Source organism: Acinetobacter sp. NIPH 284 (assembly GCF_000369425.1).
In the GTDB taxonomy this organism is placed as follows: Bacteria; Pseudomonadota; Gammaproteobacteria; order Pseudomonadales; family Moraxellaceae; genus Acinetobacter.
The window spans coordinates 168062-192168 of sequence record NZ_KB850010.1 but is presented as its reverse complement, the minus strand read 5'-3'; the positions used below and the strand labels follow the sequence as shown (position 1 = coordinate 192168).

The window sequence follows — 24107 nt, the reverse complement described above, 5'->3', positions numbered from 1 at the left end:
TACATATGTATAATAATTAAAAATGATCAGAGTTCCCGCTCATGCAAGCAGTCGAAAAGAGAATTTCTCTATTCAATTCAATAGCCCAAAGCGTAATTACGAACCATGATGCCAATTTTTGGCTACAAAAAATCAATCCACTGTGGTCTTTGAATCAATCACTCGCTAAAGTTGTAAAAAAACAAACGGTAGCTAAAGATACGGTAAGTCTTATTCTGCAATGCAATCGTCATGTACAACGCGGCGCAGCAGGACAACATCATCCTATCACTGTTGAAATAGCAGGGCGTCATTACGAACGCACGTATAGCTTGATGCAATTAGATGCAGATCATCTCTGTTTAACTGTCAAAAAAGTTGATCAAGGTTTGGTGAGTTCATGGTTGGTTGAGCAAGCTAAAGTAGGGGATATTGTCTATTTAGGGCAACCTTATGGCGATATGCAGCAGCATATTCAAACTCCTAACCTGTTATTACTTGCAGCAGGTAGCGGCATTACGCCGATGCTGAGCCTGATCGAAAGTTTGAGTCAAATCAAACAGTTTTCGACGACATCTGTACAGTTGATGTATTGGGTGAAAACTCAGGCCGATGCAGCCTATGCTGAATATTTCAAAGAAACAGCGGAAAACTTTCCTCATTTCAGTTATCAAATTTTTTATACCCAAGAACAAGATCAACGTTTGAACCAGAGTTATGTTGATCAAATTTCAGCTTTAAATGAAACCACTGTATATGCCTGTGGTCCATCGGGTTTTGTGAGTACAGCAGAAAAATTATTTTCTTGTGCTGCTTTGCTTCAAACTGAGGCTTTTAGTTTAAGCCAATTTGATGTGGATGCTTCGGAAACTGGTTTTATAAATGTGAGATTGACTCAATCGAACAAAACGGTTGCGATACCTAAAGGGCAATCCATTCTTTTTAGTTTAGAACATCAAGGGATTAAACCTAATCATGGTTGTCGTATGGGCATTTGTAATAAATGCGCCTGCACTAAAGCGCAAGGCTCAACGAAGAATTTGTTGAATGGTTCAGCGAATCATGAACCAGCTCAACTATTAAAAATTTGTGTAAATTCCGCTCAGTCTGATCTAGTGATTGATCTATAAATGAGAAATTAATTATGAATATGCCTGTTAAAATTGAATATTTTAAAAATCCAAAAAATCGTGATTTAACTGCTTCAGAATTAGATGCTTTTGCTCGAGAATTAGATCAGATCAAGCAAGAAGTATTAGATGACTTAGGCGAAAAAGATGCGAAGTATATTCGCCGTGTTTATTCTTCAATCCGTTATAGCAGCTTACTCGGACGAGCTTTGTTATTTGCAGGATGGTTTCCACCAGCATGGTTATTAGGAACGGGGTTATTGGGTTTTGCCAAAATTATGGAAAACATGGAGTTAGGTCATAATGTGATGCATGGACAATATGACTGGATGAATGATCCAAAATTTAACGGTCAGACTTACGAATGGGATACAGTTGGAACCTCAGATAATTGGCGTCAAACACATAATTACAAACATCACACTTATACCAATGTGAAAGGTATGGATGATGATGTGGGTTATGGTGTATTTCGCTTATTTCCAGAACAACGCTGGACAAAGTTTACTTTAATTCAACCGATTTATATCGTGCCATTCAGCTTATTATTTCAGTGGGGAGTTGCAATTCAAAATCTTGAACTCGGCAAAGTGATTTATAAGCGTAAATCAATGACGCAATTTAAACGAGAATGGCAACCAGCGCAGAAAAAAATAGCGAAGCAACTTTTTAAAGATTATGTGTTTTTCCCATTGATTGCAGGACCTTCAGCGATCCCAGTTTTTACTGGAAATTTAGTTGCTAATGGGATTCGTAATATTTGGACTTTTAGTATTATTTTTTGTGGTCATTTTACTAAAGATGCTGAGGTCTTCCCAAAAACTGTTTTACAGAATGAAAGTCGCGGTCATTGGTACATGCGTCAAATTCGTGGTTCTTCTAATTTAAAAGGTTCAGAAGCATTTCATATTTTGACAGGACATTTGAGCCATCAAATTGAACATCACTTATACCCAGATATTCCCGCTCGCCGCTATCGTCAAATTGCACCTAAAGTGGAAGCTGTATGTGAGAAATATGGTTTAAATTACAATAATGCTAGCTTTGTAAAACAATTCGGTGAAGTGGTCGGGCGTATTTTTAAATATGCCTTGCCGTTAAAAAAATAAATGTTAGGAGAGCGTATGCGATACGCTCCTACGATTTTATTTAAACTGAATCGACCCATTGGCGCTAACCGTGATTTTGGATTCACCAGCCGCCATGTCTTGTGCTGGAGCTGCCTCAGCCATCGCAAATTTTGCCATACCACCACGCATTATTGGTTGAGGGAAATAATTACTTGTATTCAAATTTAAACTGACAAGATTATATTGCATTTTATTCCAAGCTTGGGTAATCGCTTGTGCGCGTTGCTGAAAGTTTTTAGAAGCTTCAATCATCAGTTCATTTTCAACTTTTTTACGTTGTTCGTCAGATACGCTAAAACTAATCGATTGAGTCTGAAAGCTCTGTTGTAGTTCACTAATCAACTGGCTTGCTGCTTTAAAGTCTTTACTTTCAATTTGGATTTCTGCGCGTGCGCGCCATTCTTTTAACTTATTGTTATCATTGTCATAAATAGGGTAAGTGCTTTGAGCACCTGTTTCGACTTTTACTTGTGTGTATTTACGTGAAATAGCTTGCGCTTGATTCATTAATTGATTGATTTGATTCGAAAGCTCTGCGGGTTGCTTATTGCTTCTTTCAATATAAAGCACAGCACGCATTTCATCATTGGCAACTTGGCGTGCTGCATCTGCTTGGATATTCACAATATTATAGTTCAAGTTTTCAGTTTCATGAGCAAAAAGGCTTGGGCTAAGTGCAGCTCCGATCATTAATGTTGCAAGTGCTAAAGTACGCATAAAAAATTCCTTAAAATTTGGTATTAAACATTTATTTTTACAAGTCTGATATTAGAAACAACTGATGGGGAACTTTTGCATATTTTGTGGTGTCTTTGTAATATATTAACAGTATTTTGCAACAGAAAAATTAATTAAAAAATATTTAAAATTAAATGATTAGTTTTATATATTTGACCATTTATCTAAAAAAATTAAGGCTGTTAAAAAAAGCTTACTTTCTTTCGCTTGTCACATAGTATGATGATAATTCATCATAGTTATTGGAATGAAGCATTTTTTCAATAATATTAGATGAATGTCAGGCATAAAAAGAGTTTATTTTATTTCAAAATTAGGTATCATCTCGCTCCTAGTTTAAAGATATAAAATTTGTGTCTGACTAGATTCTAAAAAGCACCGAGTCAAACGACCGCAAGTCACCAGACTTATTTCTTTTACCCATATCAGAGATGGTAATTCGATATGAGCGTTACTTCCGTAAATCCTGCCGCTAATGCAACTAACGAATATTATCTGACTCGCCAAAGTCAGATGGAATCGAATGTTCGTAGTTATCCACGTAAATTACCGTTAGCGATAGCAAAAGCACAAGGCTGTTGGGTTACTGATGTTGAAGGTACAGAGTACCTTGATTGTTTAGCTGGGGCAGGGACATTGGCTTTGGGCCATAATCATCCTGCGGTGATTCAAAGTATTCAAGACACATTGGCAAGCGGTTTGCCATTGCATACTTTAGACTTAACGACTCCTTTAAAAGATGCGTTTACTGAAGCGCTTTTGGCTCATTTGCCAGGCGGTCAAGAAGAATATTGCCTACAATTCTGTGGACCATCTGGTGCAGATGCTACAGAAGCGGCGATTAAACTTGCTAAAACATATACTGGTCGTAGTTCTGTGATCAGTTTTTCAGGTGGATACCACGGTATGACTCATGGTTCACTGTCTATGACAGGTAACTTGAGTGCTAAAAATGCCGTGAATGGTCTTATGCCTGGCGTTCAGTTTATGCCATATCCACATGAATATCGTTGCCCACTTGGTTTAGGTGGTGAAGCGGGTGTTGATGCTTTGACTTACTTCTTTGAAAATTTCATCGAAGATGTTGAAAGTGGTGTAACGAAACCTGCTGCTGTGATTCTTGAAGCAATTCAAGGTGAAGGCGGTGTCGTAACTGCACCTGTTAAGTGGTTGCAAAAAATTCGTGAAGTGACTGAAAAGCACAACATCGTTTTAATTTTGGACGAAGTTCAAGCTGGTTTTGCACGTTCAGGTAAAATGTTTGCCTTTGAACATGCAGGTATCGAGCCTGATGTTGTGGTGATGTCAAAAGCTGTGGGTGGTGGTTTACCACTTGCGGTACTAGGTATTAAGCGTAAGTTTGATGCTTGGCAGCCAGCAGGTCACACGGGTACTTTCCGTGGCAACCAGTTGGCAATGGGTACAGGTTTAATGGTTCTAAAAACTATTTCTGAACAAAACCTTGCTCAAAATGCGCAAGAGCGTGGTGACTTCTTACAAGCTGAATTCAAAAAGTTAGCTCAAGAATTCCCATGTATTGGTAATGTCCGTGGTCGTGGTTTGATGATCGGCGTTGAAATCGTTGATGAGCGTAAACCAGCTGATCATATGGGTTCACTTCCTGCTGATGCACAATTAGCTGCGGCAATTCAAACCGCTTGTTTCAACAATAAACTTTTACTTGAGAAAGGTGGTCGTAACGGTACTGTAATTCGTTTACTTTGCCCACTTATCATCAATCAAGACGAATGTGTTGAAGTGGTTGCACGCTTCAAAAAAGCTGTTGCTGAAGCATTAAAAGCAGTACGAGGCTAATCCATGGTTGATTTTGCAGAACATCGTAAAGCGTTACTCTGCAATGATGCACAATCCATTGCTGACTATCAGTCAGCAATGGGCGAAGCGGTTAAAGCCGTTTCAGCATGGTTGCAAAATGATAAAATGTACACAGGTGGAAGTATTAAAGATTTGCGTGCAGCAATTTCTTTTAATCCATCAAAAGAAGGTTTAGGTGTACAACAATCATTACAACGTATGGTTGAGCTTTTCCTCAACAAAAGTTTAAAAGTACATCATCCACACTCACTTGCACATTTGCATTGCCCAACGATGGTGATGAGCCAAATTGCGGAAGTGTTAATCAATGCAACCAACCAATCTATGGATTCCTGGGATCAAAGCCCTGCGGGTTCATTGATGGAAGTTCAACTTATTGATTGGTTACGCCAAAAAGTGGGCTATGGCGCAGGTCAAGCAGGTGTGTTCACTTCTGGTGGTACACAGTCAAACTTGATGGGTGTGTTACTGGCGCGTGACTGGTGCATCTCAAAAAACTGGCAAGACGAAAACGGCAAGCCGTGGTCAGTTCAGCGTGATGGTATTCCTGCAGAAGCAATGAAAAACGTCAAAGTCATTTGTTCTGAAAATGCACACTTCTCTGTGCAAAAGAACATGGCAATGATGGGTATGGGCTTCCAGTCTGTTGTCACTGTTCCTGTGAATGAAAATGCACAGATGGATGTAGATGCGCTAGAAAAAACCATGGCACATCTTCAGGCTGAAGGCAAAATCGTAGCATGTGTGGTAGCGACAGCAGGTACAACCGATGCGGGTGCGATTGATCCGCTTAAGAAGATCCGTGAAATTACCACCAAGTATGGTTCATGGATGCATATTGATGCGGCTTGGGGTGGTGCACTGATTCTTTCCAATGACCATCGTGCAATGTTAGATGGTATTGAATTATCCGACTCAATCACACTTGATTTCCATAAGCATTATTTCCAAAGCATTAGCTGTGGCGCTTTCTTGTTGAAAGACGAAGCAAACTATCGCTTTATGCATTATGAAGCAGAATATTTAAACTCTGCTTATGATGAAGAACATGGTGTACCTAACCTTGTATCTAAATCATTACAAACGACACGTCGTTTCGATGCATTGAAATTATGGATGACAGTTGAAGCATTAGGCGAAGAGCTTTATGGTTCAATGATTGATCATGGTGTGAAACTTACACGTGAAGTTGCTGACTATATTAAAGCAACAGCGGGTCTTGAATTGTTGGTTGAACCACAATTCGCTTCAGTTCTGTTCCGTGTAGTACCAGAAGCTTATCCTGCTGAATTTATCGATAGCTTAAACCAAAACGTGGCAGATGAATTGTTTGCTCGTGGCGAAGCGAATATTGGTGTAACCAAAGTGGGTAATGTTCAATCATTGAAGATGACCACTTTAAGCCCAGTTGCAACGCTTGAAAACGTTCAAAACTTGCTTGCACTTGTGTTGGCAGAGGCTGATCGTATTAAAGATGCAATTGCTGCAGGAACTTATGTTCCAGCGATTGACTAATCGATTTGCTTTCTAAGAGAAAGGCACATTCATGTGCCTTTTTTATTTTTTAGTCTGTGAGATTGAGCTTAGAAAGATTTAGTTCATATGAATATACCTTTCATTTAATCTCAAGTAATTTTCGGAATAGCTTTAGATAGACGTGTAAATGGCTATTGGAAACCTGATTTTATTTCATTTAGAACCAAGTCGACGGATTAAAACTAATATTACATAGACATTTGTCATATAGTTTTCATTACTAAGGCTGTCAAATTTGTATTTCTAGTTTGATTTCTTATATGTCGTGTTTTAAGTAAAAAATTATAAATTACAATCATTAAGATAATTTTCTTTTGCTATTTTTATCAAAAAATTCATTTCTTTATGACTGAAAATTTTCAAATAAAAAATGATCATCATAAAAGCGTCATAAAGTTGTCACTTAATTGTCATATTATCTCCTCAAAATGCAGTTAACTAAAGTACAACACTTGAATTAAAAAGAGTTGTAAATCAAATTGTATAAATGAGAGAAAACAGAATGCGCTTAAATCCACGTCATATCGCAATTGCATTAGCTGTATCTGGAGTAGCCGTAGCAACAACTGCGAATGCAGCTCGTGATACGATTCAAATCGCTGGTTCTTCAACTGTATTACCATATGCAAGTATTGTTGCTGAAGACTTTGGGAATACCTTCCCGCAATTTAAAGCACCCGTTGTTGGTTCAGGTGGTACTTCAGGTGGTTTAAAGCAATTCTGTCAAGGTGTTGGCGATAATACCATCGATATTGCAAACGCTTCACGTAAAATTAAAGATTCTGAGCTTGCTGCATGTAAAAAAGCAGGCGTAAATCAAGTTCAAGAAATCAAAATTGGTTATGACGGTATTGTATTTGCGTCTAACTCAAGAAAGGGTGCTTATAACTTAGATCCAGTACATGTATTTACTGCATTAGCTGCACAGCTTCCTTCAGGTGGTAAATTGGTTCCAAACCCATATACACGATGGAACCAAATTGATGATGACTTACCAAATGAACCGATTACTTTAGTTATTCCAGCAACAAACCATGGTACGCGTGAAGTGTTCCAAGAAAAAATGGTTGAAGCGGGTTGTGAATCATTTGCTTATTTCAAAAACTTAGATAAAGAAGCTCAGAAAAAAGCGTGCTCTACATTCCGTAAAGATGGTCGCGTAATCGAAATCGCTGGTGACTATACAGAAACTCTTGCTCGTTTAAAAACTTCTCCTAATGCAGTGGGCGTATTTGGTTTAGGTTTCTATGACCAAAACCGCGATAAATTACGTGTTGCGACAGTAAATGGTGTATTACCTTCTGAGAAAACAGTTTTAAGTGGTCAATACCCAGTATCTCGTGCACTTTACTTCTATGTGAAAGGCGAGCATTTAAAATCAATTAAAGGTTTACCGCAATACGTAGAATATTTCTTAAATAAGAAAGCTTCTGGTAAAGGTTCTAAATTAGAAAAAGCTGGCTTGATCAGTATGAGCGATAAAGAACGTGCAAAAGTTCTAGCTGATTTCAAAGCGGGTAAAACAGTTAAGTAATATTGTTAAAAGGGAGGCTGGTGCGACTTAGGTTCATCAGCCTTTTTGTCTAACTAAGTTTTTTCAAATGATGAAAATTGAGAAAACAGTGGAGATTACATGAATCTGCTACTTATCGGTGTGTTATTAGCCCTTGTGGCAATTGCATATCAAATCGGGCTGAGCAAAAGCCGTAACCTAGCAGGTAAGGGAAACAACTCAGCAACTTTGCATTCACGTCCAGGTTATTATGGTGCGTTGGTCGCTTTGTGGTGTGGTGTTCCTGCTTTTTTAATTTTGATCATTTGGAATTTGGTCGAACCAAGTGTCCTTCAACATATTATTTTTAACAATATTCCAGCATCGGTCAGTGCAACTTTAGATGAAGCAAGCCGTGAGGTTTTAATCGATCGTGTTCAAGCGATTGCGTCTGGTTTTGGGGTTACAGATCATCCAGCAGCTTATGAGCTAGCAGCTGCACAACAACTTGCTAAATTTGAAACCATAGGTTCTTTTGCAAAATTGGCAATCGTAATTAGTGCTGGTTTAGCAGGTTTAGTTTGGGCAAAACGTCATGTGAGTCAGCAATTTCGTGCTCGTAATCATGTTGAAAAAGCCATTAATGTTGGTTTGATCCTATGTTCTGGTGTAGCGATTCTCACAACGATTGGTATTGTACTGTCAATGTTGAGTGAAGCATTACATTTCTTCCGTTTTGTTAGTCCAGCAGATTTTTTCTTTGGCACAGAATGGAATCCAGGTTTTAGCACGTCAGGTAATGCAGAGGGAAGTTACGGTATCTTGCCATTAATTTGGGGTACTTTAATGGTCAGTGGTATTGCATTATTAGTTGCAGTACCAGTGGGATTGATGATTGCGATTTATCTAGCTGAATATGCATCTCCAAACTTACGCTCTTGGGCAAAGCCAACAATTGAAGTATTAGCGGGTATTCCAACCATCGTTTATGGTGTATTTGCTTTAATGGTCATTGGTCCATTCTTCAAAATGATTGGTGAAATTGTTGGTATTGATATTAATGCAACAAGTGCACTGACTGCGGGTTTTGTCATGGGGATTATGATCATCCCATTTGTTTCATCGCTTTCAGATGACATTATTACTCAAGTTCCTCGCGCGTTACGTGATGGTTCATTGGGTTTAGGTGCAACCAAATCAGAAACGATTCGCCAAGTTGTATTACCAGCAGCATTACCGGGTATTACAGGGGCATTTCTACTTGCAGTGTCTCGTGCTGTAGGTGAAACCATGATTGTGGTACTTGCAGCAGGGAATAGTCCATTATTGCATGCAAATCCATTTGAAGCGGTTTCAACAGTGACCGTAACCATTGTTAAACAGTTAACTGGTGATACAGATTTTGCGAGTCCACAAGCATTGGTGGCATTTGCACTTGGTTTAACTTTGTTTGTGATTACTTTGGGTTTAAACATTATTGCACTATATATCGTGCGCAAATATCGTGAGCAATACGAATGAGTTCAAATACATCTCCTCTGGATCAGAACTTATTTGATCCACAAGTAGCTGCTGAACAACGTAAGCAGCGTAAAGCAATCATTCAAAGCTCTCTAGCAAAGCGTCATCGTAAAGAAAAGGCATTTCGCTTTGCAGGTTTCTCTGCGGTGATGATTGGTCTTGCATTTGTTGCTTTATTGTTCGTTAGCATTTTAGCAAAAGGTTTGCCTTCATTTTGGCAAAGTAGTATGACCGTTCCTGTGTATTTTGATCCTGCAATTATTAATGTAGGAGCAAAGCCAAAGCAGACTGCTGGTGAGACACCTGCTCATTTTGAAGAGCGCTTTGTGGCTTGGCAAACTGAAATGGGCATGGTGGATTGGGATGCACTTATTGTTAATGGTATTGTGGCTAAAGATCCAGCACTTGAGTCACAACGTGATTATTTGAATAGTTTGTACACGAGTTCAGAAGCCTATCGTTTACGTGACATGGTGCTTGAGAATCCAGCATTAATTGGTACTAAAGAAGAGATTAAATTCTTAGCGGACGCCAATGTGGATGTGTGGTTAGCAGGTAATATTGATCGTTCTTTACCAGATGACCAACAGCAGCTTGATCCAGAAGTTCGTCAACTTGCAGATAAACTAAAAGCAAATGGTATTATTGAAAATACATTTAATACGAATTTATTTATCAGTCCAGATTCTCGTAGCTCACCAGCAACAAGTGGTTTAGCGGGCGCGTTTATGGGTTCGTTATTCATGATGTTGATTGTAATCTTGATTTCAATTCCAATCGGGGTTGCAAGTGCGATTTATCTTGAAGAATTTGCACCTAAAAACATCATGACTGACATCATTGAAGTCAATATCAACAATTTGGCTGCTGTACCTTCGATTGTATTTGGTCTACTCGGCGCGGCGATTTTTATTGGTTGGATGCATTTACCATTGTCTGCACCGTTGGTTGGTGGTCTGGTACTCAGTCTCATGACTTTACCAACCGTGATTATTACCACACGTGCTTCATTAAAAGCTGTGCCACCTTCAATTCGTCAGGCAGCGCTTGGCTTAGGTGCATCAAAAGTTCAAACAGTGTTCCATCACGTATTACCATTGGCATTACCGGGTATCATGACAGGATCAATTATTGGTGTTGCACATGCTTTGGGTGAAACCGCACCATTACTATTAATTGGTATGAGTGCTTTCGTTGCGAGTGTTCCAGCTACGCCACTGGATCAGGCAACAGCCTTACCTGTACAAGTTTATTTATGGCAGGGAAATGAGTTACGTAACTTCTTTGAAGGACGTACTGCTGCTGCGATTATTGTGTTACTTGCATTAATGATTGGTTTAAATAGCCTTGCAATTTGGCTTCGTAAGAAATTTGAAGTGCGTTGGTAGTTGAGGAGAGTACAATGAATACGATTGAAATTATGAACGCATTAGAAAAGGATAAGTCAGTGAATCCACAGCAAACAGAATCGAATTCATCTGAAGCACAAGTTCAGCAATCTAATACTGCTTTTGTTTCTCAGTTTGAAACGGCTTCATCAAATAAAAAGCCTAAAAGCAATGAAGTAAAAATCACGACCAAAGATGTTCATGTTTACTATGGTGAAACTGAAGCGATTAAAGGTATTGATCTTGATATCTATCAAAATGAAGTGATTGCTTTTATTGGTCCATCAGGGTGTGGTAAATCGACTTTCTTGCGTACTTTGAATCGCATGAATGATACGATTGATACTTGTCGCGTAACAGGTAAAGTCACTCTAGATAATCAAGATATTTATGATCCAAATCTTGATGTGGTTCTACTACGTGCGCAAGTTGGTATGGTATTCCAAAAGCCAAATCCATTCCCGAAATCAATTTTCGATAACGTTGCTTACGGACCAAAACTGCATGGTTTAGCACGTGATAAATATGACTTAGAAGAAATTGTTGAAAACAGCCTACGTAAAGCGGGTTTATGGGATGAAGTGAAAGATCGTCTCAGCCAACCAGGTACTGGTTTATCAGGTGGTCAGCAACAACGTTTATGTATCGCGCGTACCATTGCTGTAAGTCCAGAAGTCATCTTAATGGATGAACCATGTTCAGCACTGGATCCAATTGCGACCGCAAAAATTGAAGAGTTGATTTCAGAACTTTCTGAACAGTATACCATTGCGATCGTAACGCACTCGATGCAACAGGCTGCACGTGTTTCTGATCGTACTGCATACTTCCACTTGGGTGATTTGATCGAAGTCAATTCAACTGAAAAAGTATTTACACAACCAGATCATCAATTGACTGAAGCTTATATTACGGGTCGTTTTGGTTGATTCTTGCTGAATAAATTAAAGAGCCTTCGGGCTCTTTTTTTATGAGATAGATGAAAATGAATCTATTTTGCAAAATCACTATTGAATTTTTATTCAACAGGCCACATCTTAGTCGAATAAAGCCGAACTTATAGAGCACTTACTTTATGTTATTCCATTTACCTAAATTTCCTGCTGAAATTCGTATTAGTCATTTAAATGCGCGTGTGAATGAACAAAGAAAAAGAATTGCACAAACAACAGCATCTCGTTTGGAATTACTACAACTCGTTCAACAACTTGCTAAAGAAGCAAAGATTCGAAAAAAGAATGATCAAAAAATTTATGTGCTTGACTTTAAAGGTGATGTGCAAGCATCTGCGGTAGATACTATTCGTGAAGAAATTACTTTAATTTTAGCAACTGCAAAAGCAGGGCATGACCGTGTCGTTGTACGTTTAGAAAGCCCTGGTGGTATGGTTCATGGTTATGGTCTAGCTGCTGCTCAATTGGTTCGTTTACGTGATGCCGGTTTTAATGTCACGATTTGTGTGGATAAAGTCGCTGCAAGTGGCGGTTATATGATGGCATGTATTGCCAATGAAATTATTTCTGCTCCTTTTGCGGTTGTAGGTTCGATAGGAGTGGTTGCTCAAGTTCCAAACTTCAATCGTTTATTGAAGCAACACAATGTTGATTTCGAGCTGTATACTGCGGGCGAATACAAACGTACTGTGACGATGTTTGGTGAGAATACGCCAGAAGGTAAAGCGAAATTTGAAGAAGAATTACAACAAACCCATTCTTTATTTAAGCACTTTGTTGAGAAGTATCGTCCACAATTAGATGTTGCTCAGGTTGCAACAGGTGAGCACTGGTACGGTGAAGACGCACGTGAGCTGAACTTGGTTGATAAATTACAGACCTCGGATGAATATTTACTCAGTCTTCTGCCACAACATGATGTCTATGTGATTAATACCCGTAAGCGCCCAACTTTTGGTGAAAAACTGGGTTTGCAGGCGGCACAAATGGCTGAGACTCTGATTCCAACGGTGATGGGTAAAATCGCTGATAGCCTCGCCAAGGCAAACAGCACGTTGGTTCAGATGCGTGACCCTAAGTTTTAATCAATTTGTCCTGATCAAAGAAAAGCACCTGTTTAAGGTGCTTTTCTTTTGCTTTTGCCTAAATAGAGCAGCCCTGTAAAGATTGATCCGATTGTGGCCAGAAACATATCCTTGTGTGCATCCCACATATCTCCCTGCTGTCCATTATAGTTTTCTGCATCTTCAGGCGATAAACCAATGGATAGTCCCCATTCGAGCAACTCATAGAGCATACTGGAAGCCATCACAAACTGGATCACCAGCAGGAACAAGGTCAATGGTTTTGCGGTAGGAAACCAGACCTGAAAACAACGGAGAAAAAATGGGTAAAGCAATAATCCATAAGCAAAATGCACCAGTCGATCATACATGTTGCGAGACCAGCCCATCACCTGATTCAGGTCAAAATGAAATAGGGACTTTAACCATTCATTGTAAGGCACATAGGAGTACAAATAATGTGCCGCAACAATATGGATGAAAAGAAAAAGCAGGTACAAGCAAAAACTGGAAAAATTGATGCCTATTTTTTTCATGCTGATGATCAGCACAACCAGCATAAACACGGTGCCCACCTGATGCAGGAGATAGGACTCAAGCTCAAGCGGCTGTATGCTGGCAATTGCCACGGCAAGGGCGATGACCCCAAGCGCAATATAATGTTTTAAACCAAGTTGTTTTTCAATCATGCTGCATCCGAGAAGAAAAAATCATCAGGCAGGTTGATTTATCATTGTTCGGTTGAAACTGGTATTAAAGGTGACGCTGCAACCCCACCAAGCGCCTGACAAGCCTGTAGATAGAGCTGGTACTTTTGTTGTACAACTTCATCGAGTGGAATGTCAAACAGGTCCTCACCATTTTTATACTGTTCAATATAGGTGCTGGCTTTGTCCTTGTTTGCGGCAAGGGTCTGTTGATAAAAATTAGTAATGGAAGAAGTGGCAAGCTGGCTGGTCTCGACGTTGCTACACTGGAAACGCTGTAAAATTTTTTCAGCACGTTTGACTTCACTTGATTGTCCAAATACACATCCTGTTAATTGGGCAATCACAATCAGCACGCATAAGATCTTCATGATATTTAGAATAAAAATTTTTAAAGATTGTTATTGTATAAGCTGTCATTAAAAAGTAAACATGTATTCTTTTCCGAATTGGTTTGATACTCTCTCCACCCATTGCTCTATTTTATCAGCTGTCATGACTTGAAAATCTCGCCAATAATATTTCATCTGCTTCCATACCATCTCGATTCGATTTAACTCAGGGCTATAAGCTGGAATAAAATACAAATTCGTCGAAAAGTTACTTTTAAGTAGCTCTCTGTAATCAGCCATCTTTTTACTTCTATGAATCGAGGCATTATCAACAATAAGAACCAATGGAAGGTTATAAGTCTGTTTTACTTGTTGAGCTATTCCAGTTAAATAGGCATAAAACCAAGTGCTTGTAACTGACTCTTGTAAACAACTTGTCACCAGTTTCCCCGTTGAAAGCAAACACCCCATGACATTAACTCGTTTTAATCTTATTGCATCAACCGCATGAACATCACCTATCTTTGTCCACGCATAGCGGTTATCAGGTGTAGATGAAAACCCTGTTTCATCAACATAACCTAATATAATTTCACCACGTGCCGCTTGCTCTCGTAATTTTTCAATCTGCTGTGTTGCTTGTTCAAATGCAATCGGATCTCTTTTTTTTCAAGCTATGACGGGTACGCTTGAAGACCATACCTGAATCACGTAAAAACTTACGAATGGTTTCAACAGACACGGACACTTCGTATTCTTCATGTAGTTTGACTCGGATTTGTTCTGCATTGAGTGGACTTGTATTGACCCAATTTAGGATTTTCGCCTGATAGTCTGAGATCAATGTATTGGGCCGACCTGAGCGATGACCTTCTTTAATCGATTCAAACTCATACAATTCCCAACGTCGGCGTTGTAGCCTTATGGTTTCTGGGATACGTTCTTGTAGAGTGGCAACTTCCGCAACACTTTTACCTTCAGAAAGCCAGAGAATAGTTTGGGCACGTTGTCTTTCACGCCAATGTTTTGCATGCTTGGCCAGAAAAATGAGTCGCTCTCGCTGTTCTAAACTAAGTGGTACAGAAACAATTCGAGGCATGTGTGAACATCTGTTAACTAAAAAAACTTTTTTCGCATGATTAGTTATTTTTGTCAACTTATAGAATTTATTCTGTAAATAAATTAATTATGTCTAATATAAGCAATTAAATGACTTAAATAGTGTGGCATAAAATCCAGTTTTGAGATGAAGCGCATATTTTTTTCTATATATTTGATTTTAATCATGTAATATAATTGGGAAAACAAAAATGAAAAATTTATCCTATTTTATCTTATTTTTCTCCTGTGCCTGTCATGCAGGGGATTATAATTTTTTTACAGAGGTCAATGATGATACTGAAGAAATGTTTGACTCTGCCTATCCACAGCAAGAGAAAACAGATTATTCAATCTTGCATAATCTGTTTTTCCAAGATGATCGTTGGCGTGTTTATAACTATACCGCTTACCAAACCAATCAATTTAATCAAAAGATGTTAACAGGAGATACCAGCAATCTATCTTTAGGTGATTTTTCGATTTCACTTGGATACGGTATGGTGTATCAATTGAATAAAAATAATCGGATTGGTTATGAATATCTTTCCAGTTTTCCATTTGATCGGGGCCAATTAATTCGATTATTTTGGTTGCGCATTTTTTAAGATTTTTTCTGGTATAAACCCGCTCTGACAATTCCTGCTTTGGTTTCTTTAATTTTTTGCCAACTAGATGGAAGTTTTAATTGAGATAATTCTCGATCTGCCTCTACATAAATAAAGGCATTTTCCGTAATAATAGGATCAGCTAATTCAGCAAGTTCTTCCCATAATTCTAGATCGTAGGGGGGGTCTAAAAAAACAACCTGATAATGACTATTTAATTGCTTTAATGCTTGCTGTGCAGTGAGTGTTAGTAGCTGACAATTTTCTGCTTTTAGCAATTGAATGTTTTCTTTTAAAAAGCGAGCTTGAATCGGGTTGGGTTCGATCATGACGACTTTTGCAGCGCCGCGTGATAAAGCTTCAAAAGCTAGTGCACCAGAGCCGCTACATAAATCTAAAACTTGTGAATTTTGTATATCCCACATGAGCCAATTAAATAATGTTTCTCTTACTCGATCTGGTGTCGGACGTAAACCTTCAATGCTAGCGAATGGTAGCGTTCTACGTTTCCAATCACCACCGATGATACGTAATTGATTTTTCATTACTCAGTGACTCCATCATTAGAATGAGAAGCAGCAGTAGTTGTAACTGAACTTGCTGCTGGTGTCGATGCAGGTGAATCAGAACTACTTGGTAGTTCACCGGGCTTAATACCAGCAGTCATTAAACCGCCACTCACTTGATGGTTGGCTGGACGAATAGGATTATTTTTACGAGTGACTAGCCAGTAATCAAAGACTGGACGTGCAAGTTGAGCTGCTGATCCGCCATGTTTACCATTTTCCCAAACGACAGCAATTGCGATTTGAGGATTATCCGCTGGTGCAAAGCCAACAAATAAACCGTGGTCCCATTGTCGGGAGGAAAGAGCGGCTTCATTATAACGTTTGCCCTGAGCAATACTTTTGACCTGAGCTGTACCTGTTTTACCCGCAATAGAATATTGTAATCCGCCCTTAATGCCACGCCCCGTTCCAGATTGAATCACGTCTATCATGGCTGCGTGCATGTTAAGCCAATCTTGCTCTGTACCATTAAATTGAATTTTACCGTCAGGAGCATTGTGCACAGAATATTTTTTTGCGCCTTTATTATCACGTAAAACGTGAGGTGTAACGTGAGAGCCTTTGTTCGCAGTAATTGCTACAGCCATCGCAAGTTGTAATGGGGTAGCAGTAAATGCGCCTTGTCCAATACTCACAGAAATCGTTTCACCTTTTAACCATTTCGATTTGCGTGTACGCATTTTCCAGTCTGGACTTGGATATAAACCTGTGCTTTCACTTGGTAAATCTACACCTGTTTTTGCGCCAAAGCCAAATTGTCGCATCCAGTCATTCATTTTTTCGATACCCATACGATAAGACAAGATATAAAAATAGGTATCACAAGATACAACTTCGGCTTTATGTAAATTTACAGCACCATGACCTGTCTTTTTATGATCACGGAAGCGGTGGCTATCTCCTGGTAAATTAAAATAACCAGGATCAGAAATTGCTGTGCCCCAATCGACGAGTCCGTAATGAATTCCGCCAAGTCCGAACATCGGCTTAATTGTCGAACCCGGTGGATAAACGCCTTGTACGGCACGGTTATAAAGTGGTTGGTCTAAGTTGTCACGTAAACCACTATAATCTTTTGAACTGATGCCTGTAACAAATAAATTTGGATTAAAACTTGGGCTAGAGACCAGTGCTAAAATTTCTCCAGTTCGAGGATCCATGGCTACAATTGCACCACGACGATCTGCCAACTGTTGAGCTGCAATGGTTTGAAGACCATAATCTATCGATAAATAAAGATCATTTCCGCGCGTTGGGTTTTGACGACCTAGATGACGGAGTACATTACCATGTGCATCGGCTTCAACGGATTCATAACCTGGTGTTCCATGTAATAACTCTTCATAGCTTTTTTCTGCACCAATTTTTCCAATCAGGTTGGTACCTGCATATAAATCTTTATCAATAGATCTTAATTCTTTGTCATTAATTCGCCCCACATAACCGATCACATGGGCAAACAATTCGCCATGAGGATAGTAACGTGTCATTTGTGTTTCAATTTTCACACCCGGGAAGTCGTATTTAACTTCGCTGAATTTCGCAATATCTGCTTCAGTCAGATTTAACTTGATGGCAATTCTTTCCGTTTTACGTGCAGTTTTTACGCGACTTTTAAAACGATCGACATCTTCTTGGGTTAAGCTCAGTACTGGAATTAAACGTGCAATGGTTGCATCAATATCTGCGACATCTGTACGACTGAGTGTTGCTGTAAAAACAGGATAATTATCCGCTAAGAGTACGCCATTACGATCATAAATATAACCACGTGCGGGTGGAAGAGGTTGTAAACGAATTCGGTTTTTATCAGAGGCTGTTGTAAAGTCGTCGTAATGAATAATCTGTAAATATGCATAACGGCAAATTAATAAAAGTAGAAAAGTAGCAACGACAAATATAGCAAAGAAGATTCGACCCTTGTAAATGCGCTTTTCTTGTTGCATGTTTTTTAAAGGAAAGTGCTGTTTCATAGGGTGTCGACTTAAATTACAAGGGAGAAAATATAAAAGGCGCACTATTTTAACGTAAGTTGCATGATCATACTGTAGTATTTTCAATACATCATCTGAATGATGATGCGACAGTTTTTGACTTTGCAGACATTAAAATTGTAGGGACTTGTATATTAGATGCAAAATAATTCTGTTAAAGTCTGAAGCTGTTTGAAATAGGATTGTCCAAGATACACTCTTAGGGAAAATGGAGAAAATAATGAAAAAATCTTACCTTTTACTAGCGGTTTTAGCATTCAACGGCGTTGTCCATGCTGAAGAAAATCCATATATGCCTGAAGCAAAATTAAAAGGGGCAAAAGACGTAGCAACTTGGAATATTGGTGCTGGTTTTACTAAAAAATTACTACATGCCAATCTTGAATGGGTAAATCCATACGGTATTGCTTATGCAAAAGTAGGCGCTTTTTTAAATGATGATAATGAATCTGGTGCGCAAATTGGCTTTCGTTATCCATATCATTTAACAGGTACAGATAAAAATGGTTATTACCTTGGTCTTTATGCTGGTCATTTAGATAGTAAAAACTATGGCGGTAAACAAAAAGGGAATTTAGGTGTTGGTACTGATTTAGCATTTGTTTGGTTAAATAGTGATCGAATTAGTACGTTTAGTGTAGGAGCGGGACTGCGTGACAAGATAGAAGATGGAAATGGGAATACTGTTAAAAAAGTAGAGCCCGTTTTTCAGATTTCTTACACGTTAAGTTTTGGCTTATAGGGACGTGACTGATTGTTCATTCTTTTATAAGTCTTAATGTATCAATAATTCTGAGAGTCATGCATGTTTGATTACGTCAATGAATTGTGGCAGATTTTTTTAAATCGGCCTGACCATCTGGCGGTCCTAAGTATTATTCCAGTGACAGCCCTAGTAACATGGGCTCATGTATGGATGGCTTTAAAAATGGTGTTTTACCCAATTAATTTTTGGGGATTCCATTTAGGACCATTACCTGTAGGTTGGCAGGGGATTGTGCCGCGTAAAGCAGGGCGTATTTCGGGCATCATTACCGATAATACATTATCTAAGTTGGGTTCATTGCGTGAGTTTTTAGAGGCAATGGATCCAGAAGATATGGCAATGATCATTGGTGAGCAAGTTGGCTTTGAGCTTGAACACTTAATTGATGAAGTCATGGTTGATCGTAATGCTGTGTTGTGGGAGAACTTACCATACTCGATTAAACGTCGAATTTATGCGCAAGCCCATAAACAGTTACCAAATACATTAAAAGAACTTGTGACTGAGCTGACCATGAACGTCGAGTCACTGGTTGACATGCGGGAAATGGTGGTCAGCCAAATGGAAGGTGATCGCCGTTTAATGGTACGTATGTTTCTTAAAGTTGGTCAGAAAGAAATTAATTTTATTTGGCATATCAGTGCGTTAATTGGAATGTTCTTTGGGATTTTCCAAATGATCGTTTGGTTTGTGGTACCGTGGCATTGGACAGTTCCTTTTTGGGCATCAATCTGGGGCTTTTTAACCAACTGGATTGCGATTTGGATGGTATTTAACCCAATTGAACCGCATTATATCCGTTATCCACAGATTTTCCGTTTGACCAAAGACCGTAAGTTTCCATGGATCGTTCCTGTGCTAAGGATTGGTACATATAACGTTCAAGGTGCATTTATGAAACGCCAAGAGGAAGTTTCAGATGTATTTGCAAGCGTGGTAACTGAAGATTTAATTACTCTGAAATCCATCATGACTGAAATGATGTATGGTAGTAAAAAAGATAAAACTCGTCGGATTGTCAAGCGCCATATTAATGAAATTATGGAAACTCCATTGGTCAGAACTTCACTGCAGCTTTCATTAGGGCCAAGAGAATATGCTAGACTCAAGACCGACTTGATTGATCGCTCAATTGAAATTACTATGGGTCCAGTATGTGACCCAGCTCTGAATGCAAGTCGTGCGCAGAAGATCTTTCAAATGTTTAGAGACCGCATCCGTGAACTAACACCGAAAGAGTTCCAGAATTTATTGCGACCTGCGTTCCAAGAAGATGAGTGGATCCTAATTGTATTGGGTGGTGTGACTGGTTTTTTTGCAGGTTTAATCCACTTATTTGTTGCTTTCTTATAATTAATTTGATGTTGGTTGAGCAATAAATCTGTATCATATTGCTCAATTTAAGATTTATTGTTTTTAAATGAGGATGTTCTTTTATGCGCATTATTTTACTCGGACCACCTGGGGCAGGTAAAGGTACTCAAGCTCAGTTGATCTGTAAGCGCTACAATATCCCACAAATTTCAACCGGTGATATGCTCCGTGCTGCAATTCGTGAAGGAACTGAACTAGGTCTTAAAGCGAAAAGTGTTATGGAGTCTGGTGGTTTAGTATCAGACGAACTCATTATTGGTTTGGTCCAAGAGCGTATTGCTCAACCAGATTGTGTGAACGGTTGTATTTTTGACGGTTTCCCACGTACGATTCCACAAGCCGAAGCTTTGGAAACGGCGGGTATTTCAATTGATCATGTGATCGAAATTGATGTTCCAGATGAAGAGATTGTTCAACGTCTTTCAGGTCGTCGTCAGCACCCAGCTTCTGGTCGTGTTTATCACCTTGTTTATAATCCACCTAAAGTAGAAGGTAAGGATGATGAAACTGGCGAAGACTTGGTACAACGTCCAGATGATCAAGAAGAAACGATTCGTAAGCGTTTAGGTTCATATCATAGTGAAACTGAACAATTAGTAGGTTTTTATCAAGGTCGTGCTGCTTCAGGTGAAGATGCACCAACTTATGATAAATTGAATGGCTTACGTGCAATCGAAGACGTTCAAAAAGAATTATTTGCTATTTTAGATAAATAATTTAGTTTTGATAGAACTGTCTTATGTAGCCATAAGACAGTTTTTTTATACCTATAATTATCTACGACATAAAATGTCGCTATGTCAGATTAAATGATATAAAAACTAAACAAAAAACGTTATATTCCATTCAAGCGTACAATTTAAAAATACTGAAACTTAGAATTATTTTAAAGGGTTAACTATGTTGCTGACGATTCAATCTGATCAAGTCGAGCAAATTATTCCAGATGCAAGTTCGGCAAAATCAGCCAAGAAACTCGCAAAATTTGAAGCATGGAACAATATCTCGGGTTCGACTGATCAGTGGATTTGGGGAGAAATTCAGGGTAGTGCGATTTATCAAAGCGCAGTTTTTTTACCTGAACTTAAATGCGAATGTAGTTGTCCAAGTTTTAAACGACCTTGTAAACATGCTTTAGCATTATTGTTTGTCTATACCGAGTATCAAGATAAATTTACTGTGCAATCAGATGAACAAAGCATACCTGATCGAGTACAAAAATGGCGAGATAAAAAAACTAAAACACTTGAGAAGAAAGAAAACAAGATTGATAAACCGATTGATGAAGAAGCACGTGCGAAACGCCAATTGGCACGTGAGAAAAAAATGGATGCAGGCATTGAGGCATTACAAACATGGTTGAATGATGTTGTTACGATGGGACTTGGGAGATTACGTCAGCAACAACATGAAAAGTTCCGCGATATTCAAAGTCGTTTGGTCGATGCTCAAGTTGCAGGTTTAGTTAGTTATTTAGATGAGTTTTCGAGTGCGCTATATCAAAGTAATTGGCAAATGCAGAGTTCATTTTGGTTAGCTAAATTACAAACAGCCGTTCATTTATGGCAAAACCGTCAACAGCTCAAACCAGAACTATATGAAGAACTAAAACAGCTTTTTGGTGTGAATTTACCAACTGATGCGTGGGATAACATATCCGCTCAGATACTTCATATTTATGCCTTAGGACAAGTAACTCAGGAGTTGGTCAATACCCGTGGACGTTATCGTCGTCAATGGCTGTGGGATAGTCAAAATTTACGCGACTATTTGTTATTAGATTTTGAAATTCCACCTTATTCGAACTTTGGCTTAACGTTGCCTTTCCAAAAACAACTGGCTCTAAATGCCAAACTTTATCCAGTGGTAAGCCAACAACGTCTTCGTTTAGAAGATAATTTAATGTCATTCAATGATTTGAGCCTAACGCTGGTTGCGCCAAAAGGCTTTGAAAATTTTGATCAAGCATTTACTCAATATGCGAATGGATTAAAGCAATATCCTTTGCAGCTAGTACGCTTTTTCTGGCTAGAGCAATTGCGTTTGGTCAAGCAGGATAAAGTAATTTATTTGGTCGATCAGGATCAAAAAATGTGTGAAATTGAGATTAAACAATTTGTTGAGTTATGGTTTTTAGTGGGGAATGAGCCATTTAGTGCAGGCGTTGAATGGAATGGATTGCAACTTAAACTGGTGAGTATTTGGCAAGGAGGGCACTTTGAATGTCTTTAAGCACATCATACAGTGAGTTTAATCAGCAGTTATTACTCAAACTGACGCTAGGGCAGCAGTTTAAACAGACTGTAAAAGTACCGAATGAATTGCAAGTCTATGCACCTAAACAGATTGATTCAGCTCAAGATTTATTAGTCTTGAATCAATATTGGGTGCTCATGCAACAAGCAGGTTATCAAGCACAAGGTGTACTTGAAACCTTACAAAAGAATATTGCTGAGATTGATCAGATAGAAAATGAAAAGCAATTGGATAATCAACTTGTGCAAATTTTGAAATGGGTTGTTGCACAAGAGTCGCCATTTTTATATCAAGATTGGGTTATTCAAATTTTCAAACTTGCTCAACTACAGCAGCGAGTGATTCCTCGTTATTTGGTGTTGAAAGTTCTACCACTGTGTCGAAACCCAGTGTTATTGGCATCAGTCTTACCTGAGTTTGCATTTCAGGGCGATGTGACAACGCGTTTGGATGATGCAAAAAGGGTATGGAAATATGTGAAACAACAAGACGCAGCACCATTGATTCGTCAATTACAGAAATCAAAAAGTAGCGAATGGTCTTTGTTGATGAGCCAATTATGCGGTCAATTGCCGAACTTTATTCATCAACATATAGCAGAGTTTTGGTCACAATCGATTCAGAGCAATCATTTGCAAAGTCATGCTGAAAGTCTTGTGATGTATAACATGCCAGTGACTCAATTTGAAGCTTTATACCAGCATGTAAAAACATTAGAACCACAGAATGCAGCGACAGTAAGTAGTAATGCTGCATTAGCTTTCTATTTATATTATCAAGATAATGCACTGTACAACGAAGTTATGGTGTTAATGCGTGTATGTTTGAGCTACGATGCCCAAGCTGAAAAAGTTAAATTCAACATTAACTTAGATCAAGATGATGCCCTCAATGATTATGGCTTTTTTGATCGAGAAGCTAATTTGGTTGAAAGTCGTAAAAGTTTAAAAACAGCTTACCAAAGTGCTCAGGTCGAGCAAGCTTATCAGGCATTTTGTGCAAGTTCACAGGGCGTACTTTATCTCAAAAGAATTTTAATCCAATTGCCACTTGCGTATTGGTTAGAATTATTTGGTACTTGGGATCATTTACTTTCATTGCATTCACAGCAAAAAGATTCACTTTGGAGTGCGTTTATTGTGTGTTGTTATCGAGAGCAACGACATGATTTAGCTTTATGGTTTTACCAACATCAAGTCAAATGGTGTGAAGCTGTAACGGCATCAAGTGGGAACATGTTTGAACGTGAGTTATTCTTTACTTTGCTAGACCAAGAACCAGCAACTGGATTGTTATTAAAGCAACTTGAATCCCATTACCAAAATCAAGATTTAGAACATTTTTGGTTGTTGTTTCAGCGTGCTAAGGCGCTGCATGATGTTCAAAATATCTCAGAAATGGCAGTCGTATTATTACAACATGCATATGCGAACTTAGATTTGCAGCAGGATCAGAAGAAATTTGCATTATTAAAAGAGCAGGCTCAATGGTTGATTTTGCAAGCTTATCCAATCGACATCAGTAGTTTACAAGCTCTTTTTTCTATTTCTGAATGGAAACAGCTCATTCAATTGAATCAGTACAAACAAAAACTTATTGCTTAATGATCAAGAAATCATAAATTAGGATAATCAAC

At 38.7% G+C, this 24107-nt stretch carries 22 protein-coding genes; 15 read left to right on the top strand and 7 right to left on the bottom strand.

Annotated features, from left to right (window positions below):
- Positions 1 to 41 precede the first annotated feature (41 nt).
- Positions 42 to 1109 carry a ferredoxin reductase gene (locus F908_RS04005; RefSeq protein ID WP_005157929.1) on the top strand — a complete coding sequence of 356 codons (1068 nt, stop codon included), beginning with the start codon at positions 42 to 44 and terminating at the stop codon, positions 1107 to 1109.
- Positions 1110 to 1123: 14 nt separating this feature from the next.
- Positions 1124 to 2218, top strand: coding sequence for a fatty acid desaturase family protein (locus F908_RS04000; RefSeq protein ID WP_005157925.1), 1095 nt, complete (start codon positions 1124 to 1126; stop codon positions 2216 to 2218).
- Between the two features lie 36 nt (positions 2219 to 2254).
- Here F908_RS04000 and F908_RS03995 read toward each other — a convergent pair whose 3' ends face one another.
- Positions 2255 to 2956, bottom strand: coding sequence for an SIMPL domain-containing protein (locus F908_RS03995; protein ID WP_005157922.1), 702 nt, complete (start codon positions 2954 to 2956; stop codon positions 2255 to 2257).
- 465 nt (positions 2957 to 3421) lie between these two features.
- Here F908_RS03995 and F908_RS03990 point away from each other — a divergent pair, with 465 nt between their 5' ends.
- The 7 genes from F908_RS03990 (at position 3422) to sohB (ending at position 12788) form a co-directional block, all read left to right on the top strand.
- Complete coding sequence (locus F908_RS03990; RefSeq protein WP_005157920.1) at positions 3422 to 4792, top strand: diaminobutyrate--2-oxoglutarate transaminase; 1371 nt, start codon at positions 3422 to 3424, stop codon at positions 4790 to 4792.
- 3 nt (positions 4793 to 4795) lie between these two features.
- A complete protein-coding gene (locus F908_RS03985) occupies positions 4796 to 6328 on the top strand; it encodes a pyridoxal phosphate-dependent decarboxylase family protein (RefSeq protein ID WP_005157918.1) in 1533 nt (510 codons plus the stop codon).
- Between the two features lie 523 nt (positions 6329 to 6851).
- Positions 6852 to 7883, top strand: a complete 1032-nt coding sequence (locus F908_RS03980; protein WP_005157915.1) for a substrate-binding domain-containing protein — start codon at positions 6852 to 6854, stop codon at positions 7881 to 7883.
- A 99-nt stretch (positions 7884 to 7982) separates the two neighbouring features.
- The gene (pstC, locus tag F908_RS03975) at positions 7983 to 9362 is read left to right on the top strand and encodes a phosphate ABC transporter permease subunit PstC (protein WP_005157913.1); all 1380 of its coding nucleotides are present in this window, start codon (positions 7983 to 7985) and stop codon (positions 9360 to 9362) included.
- A complete protein-coding gene (gene pstA, locus F908_RS03970; protein ID WP_005157911.1) occupies positions 9359 to 10750 on the top strand; it encodes a phosphate ABC transporter permease PstA in 1392 nt (463 codons plus the stop codon). Before pstC ends, pstA begins: the two co-directional genes overlap by 4 nt.
- A gap of 14 nt (positions 10751 to 10764) precedes the next feature.
- Positions 10765 to 11679, top strand: coding sequence for a phosphate ABC transporter ATP-binding protein PstB (pstB, locus tag F908_RS03965; RefSeq protein ID WP_005157910.1), 915 nt, complete (start codon positions 10765 to 10767; stop codon positions 11677 to 11679).
- Between the two features lie 146 nt (positions 11680 to 11825).
- Entirely contained in the window at positions 11826 to 12788 is a 963-nt protein-coding gene (gene sohB, locus F908_RS03960; protein ID WP_005157908.1) for a protease SohB, read from the top strand.
- 32 nt (positions 12789 to 12820) lie between these two features.
- Here sohB and F908_RS03955 read toward each other — a convergent pair whose 3' ends face one another.
- From F908_RS03955 to F908_RS03940, 4 genes are read right to left on the bottom strand one after another with little or no spacing between them, the layout of a single operon-like run.
- Positions 12821 to 13456, bottom strand: a complete 636-nt coding sequence (locus F908_RS03955) for a DUF2238 domain-containing protein (RefSeq protein ID WP_005157906.1) — start codon at positions 13454 to 13456, stop codon at positions 12821 to 12823.
- 41 nt (positions 13457 to 13497) lie between these two features.
- Entirely contained in the window at positions 13498 to 13845 is a 348-nt protein-coding gene (locus F908_RS03950) for a hypothetical protein (protein WP_005157904.1), read from the bottom strand.
- A gap of 48 nt (positions 13846 to 13893) precedes the next feature.
- Complete coding sequence (locus tag F908_RS03945; protein WP_141730351.1) at positions 13894 to 14433, bottom strand: IS630 family transposase; 540 nt, start codon at positions 14431 to 14433, stop codon at positions 13894 to 13896.
- Between the two features lie 16 nt (positions 14434 to 14449).
- Complete coding sequence (locus F908_RS03940; RefSeq protein ID WP_005157902.1) at positions 14450 to 14905, bottom strand: helix-turn-helix domain-containing protein; 456 nt, start codon at positions 14903 to 14905, stop codon at positions 14450 to 14452.
- Between the two features lie 211 nt (positions 14906 to 15116).
- On the opposite strand from F908_RS03940, the gene F908_RS03935 reads away from it, so the two are divergent.
- Entirely contained in the window at positions 15117 to 15512 is a 396-nt protein-coding gene (locus tag F908_RS03935; protein ID WP_005157898.1) for a hypothetical protein, read from the top strand.
- Here F908_RS03935 and rsmD read toward each other — a convergent pair.
- On the bottom strand, positions 15509 to 16057 hold the full coding sequence (gene rsmD / locus F908_RS03930) for a 16S rRNA (guanine(966)-N(2))-methyltransferase RsmD (protein WP_005157897.1): 549 nt from the start codon (positions 16055 to 16057) through the stop codon (positions 15509 to 15511). The two genes, F908_RS03935 and rsmD, sit on opposite strands and share 4 nt — an antisense overlap.
- The gene (mrdA, locus tag F908_RS03925) at positions 16057 to 18054 is read right to left on the bottom strand and encodes a penicillin-binding protein 2 (RefSeq protein WP_005157896.1); all 1998 of its coding nucleotides are present in this window, start codon (positions 18052 to 18054) and stop codon (positions 16057 to 16059) included. The genes rsmD and mrdA overlap by 1 nt, the downstream gene beginning before the upstream one ends.
- Before the next feature lie 241 nt (positions 18055 to 18295).
- On the opposite strand from mrdA, the gene F908_RS03920 reads away from it, so the two are divergent.
- The 5 genes from F908_RS03920 to F908_RS03900 all read left to right on the top strand — a co-directional run bounded on the left by F908_RS03920 (position 18296) and on the right by F908_RS03900 (position 24075).
- Entirely contained in the window at positions 18296 to 18817 is a 522-nt protein-coding gene (locus F908_RS03920; RefSeq protein ID WP_005157895.1) for a hypothetical protein, read from the top strand.
- Positions 18818 to 18880: 63 nt separating this feature from the next.
- Positions 18881 to 20194, top strand: a complete 1314-nt coding sequence (locus tag F908_RS03915) for a DUF445 domain-containing protein (RefSeq protein WP_005157894.1) — start codon at positions 18881 to 18883, stop codon at positions 20192 to 20194.
- A gap of 83 nt (positions 20195 to 20277) precedes the next feature.
- Positions 20278 to 20931, top strand: a complete 654-nt coding sequence (gene adk / locus F908_RS03910) for an adenylate kinase (protein WP_005157893.1) — start codon at positions 20278 to 20280, stop codon at positions 20929 to 20931.
- A gap of 184 nt (positions 20932 to 21115) precedes the next feature.
- Positions 21116 to 22447, top strand: a complete 1332-nt coding sequence (locus F908_RS03905; protein ID WP_005157891.1) for an SWIM zinc finger family protein — start codon at positions 21116 to 21118, stop codon at positions 22445 to 22447.
- Positions 22438 to 24075 carry a hypothetical protein gene (locus F908_RS03900; protein WP_005157889.1) on the top strand — a complete coding sequence of 546 codons (1638 nt, stop codon included), beginning with the start codon at positions 22438 to 22440 and terminating at the stop codon, positions 24073 to 24075. The genes F908_RS03905 and F908_RS03900 overlap by 10 nt, the downstream gene beginning before the upstream one ends.
- Positions 24076 to 24107: the final 32 nt, after the last annotated feature.

Excerpts from the sequence above, each read along its gene's own strand:
- F908_RS04005 (WP_005157929.1), top strand. The coding sequence starts at position 42 with ATGCAAGCAGTCGAAAAGAGAATTTCTCTATTCAATTCAATAGCCCAA.
- F908_RS04000 (WP_005157925.1), top strand. The coding sequence starts at position 1,124 with ATGAATATGCCTGTTAAAATTGAATATTTTAAAAATCCAAAAAATCGT.
- F908_RS03995 (WP_005157922.1), bottom strand. The coding sequence starts at position 2,956 with ATGCGTACTTTAGCACTTGCAACATTAATGATCGGAGCTGCACTTAGC.
- F908_RS03990 (WP_005157920.1), top strand. The coding sequence starts at position 3,422 with ATGAGCGTTACTTCCGTAAATCCTGCCGCTAATGCAACTAACGAATAT.
- F908_RS03985 (WP_005157918.1), top strand. The coding sequence starts at position 4,796 with ATGGTTGATTTTGCAGAACATCGTAAAGCGTTACTCTGCAATGATGCA.
- F908_RS03980 (WP_005157915.1), top strand. The coding sequence starts at position 6,852 with ATGCGCTTAAATCCACGTCATATCGCAATTGCATTAGCTGTATCTGGA.
- pstC (WP_005157913.1), top strand. The coding sequence starts at position 7,983 with ATGAATCTGCTACTTATCGGTGTGTTATTAGCCCTTGTGGCAATTGCA.
- pstA (WP_005157911.1), top strand. The coding sequence starts at position 9,359 with ATGAGTTCAAATACATCTCCTCTGGATCAGAACTTATTTGATCCACAA.
- pstB (WP_005157910.1), top strand. The coding sequence starts at position 10,765 with ATGAATACGATTGAAATTATGAACGCATTAGAAAAGGATAAGTCAGTG.
- sohB (WP_005157908.1), top strand. The coding sequence starts at position 11,826 with ATGTTATTCCATTTACCTAAATTTCCTGCTGAAATTCGTATTAGTCAT.
- F908_RS03955 (WP_005157906.1), bottom strand. The coding sequence starts at position 13,456 with ATGATTGAAAAACAACTTGGTTTAAAACATTATATTGCGCTTGGGGTC.
- F908_RS03950 (WP_005157904.1), bottom strand. The coding sequence starts at position 13,845 with ATGAAGATCTTATGCGTGCTGATTGTGATTGCCCAATTAACAGGATGT.
- F908_RS03940 (WP_005157902.1), bottom strand. The coding sequence starts at position 14,905 with ATGCCTCGAATTGTTTCTGTACCACTTAGTTTAGAACAGCGAGAGCGA.
- F908_RS03935 (WP_005157898.1), top strand. The coding sequence starts at position 15,117 with ATGAAAAATTTATCCTATTTTATCTTATTTTTCTCCTGTGCCTGTCAT.
- rsmD (WP_005157897.1), bottom strand. The coding sequence starts at position 16,057 with ATGAAAAATCAATTACGTATCATCGGTGGTGATTGGAAACGTAGAACG.
- mrdA (WP_005157896.1), bottom strand. The coding sequence starts at position 18,054 with ATGAAACAGCACTTTCCTTTAAAAAACATGCAACAAGAAAAGCGCATT.
- F908_RS03920 (WP_005157895.1), top strand. The coding sequence starts at position 18,296 with ATGAAAAAATCTTACCTTTTACTAGCGGTTTTAGCATTCAACGGCGTT.
- F908_RS03915 (WP_005157894.1), top strand. The coding sequence starts at position 18,881 with ATGTTTGATTACGTCAATGAATTGTGGCAGATTTTTTTAAATCGGCCT.
- adk (WP_005157893.1), top strand. The coding sequence starts at position 20,278 with ATGCGCATTATTTTACTCGGACCACCTGGGGCAGGTAAAGGTACTCAA.
- F908_RS03905 (WP_005157891.1), top strand. The coding sequence starts at position 21,116 with ATGTTGCTGACGATTCAATCTGATCAAGTCGAGCAAATTATTCCAGAT.
- F908_RS03900 (WP_005157889.1), top strand. The coding sequence starts at position 22,438 with ATGTCTTTAAGCACATCATACAGTGAGTTTAATCAGCAGTTATTACTC.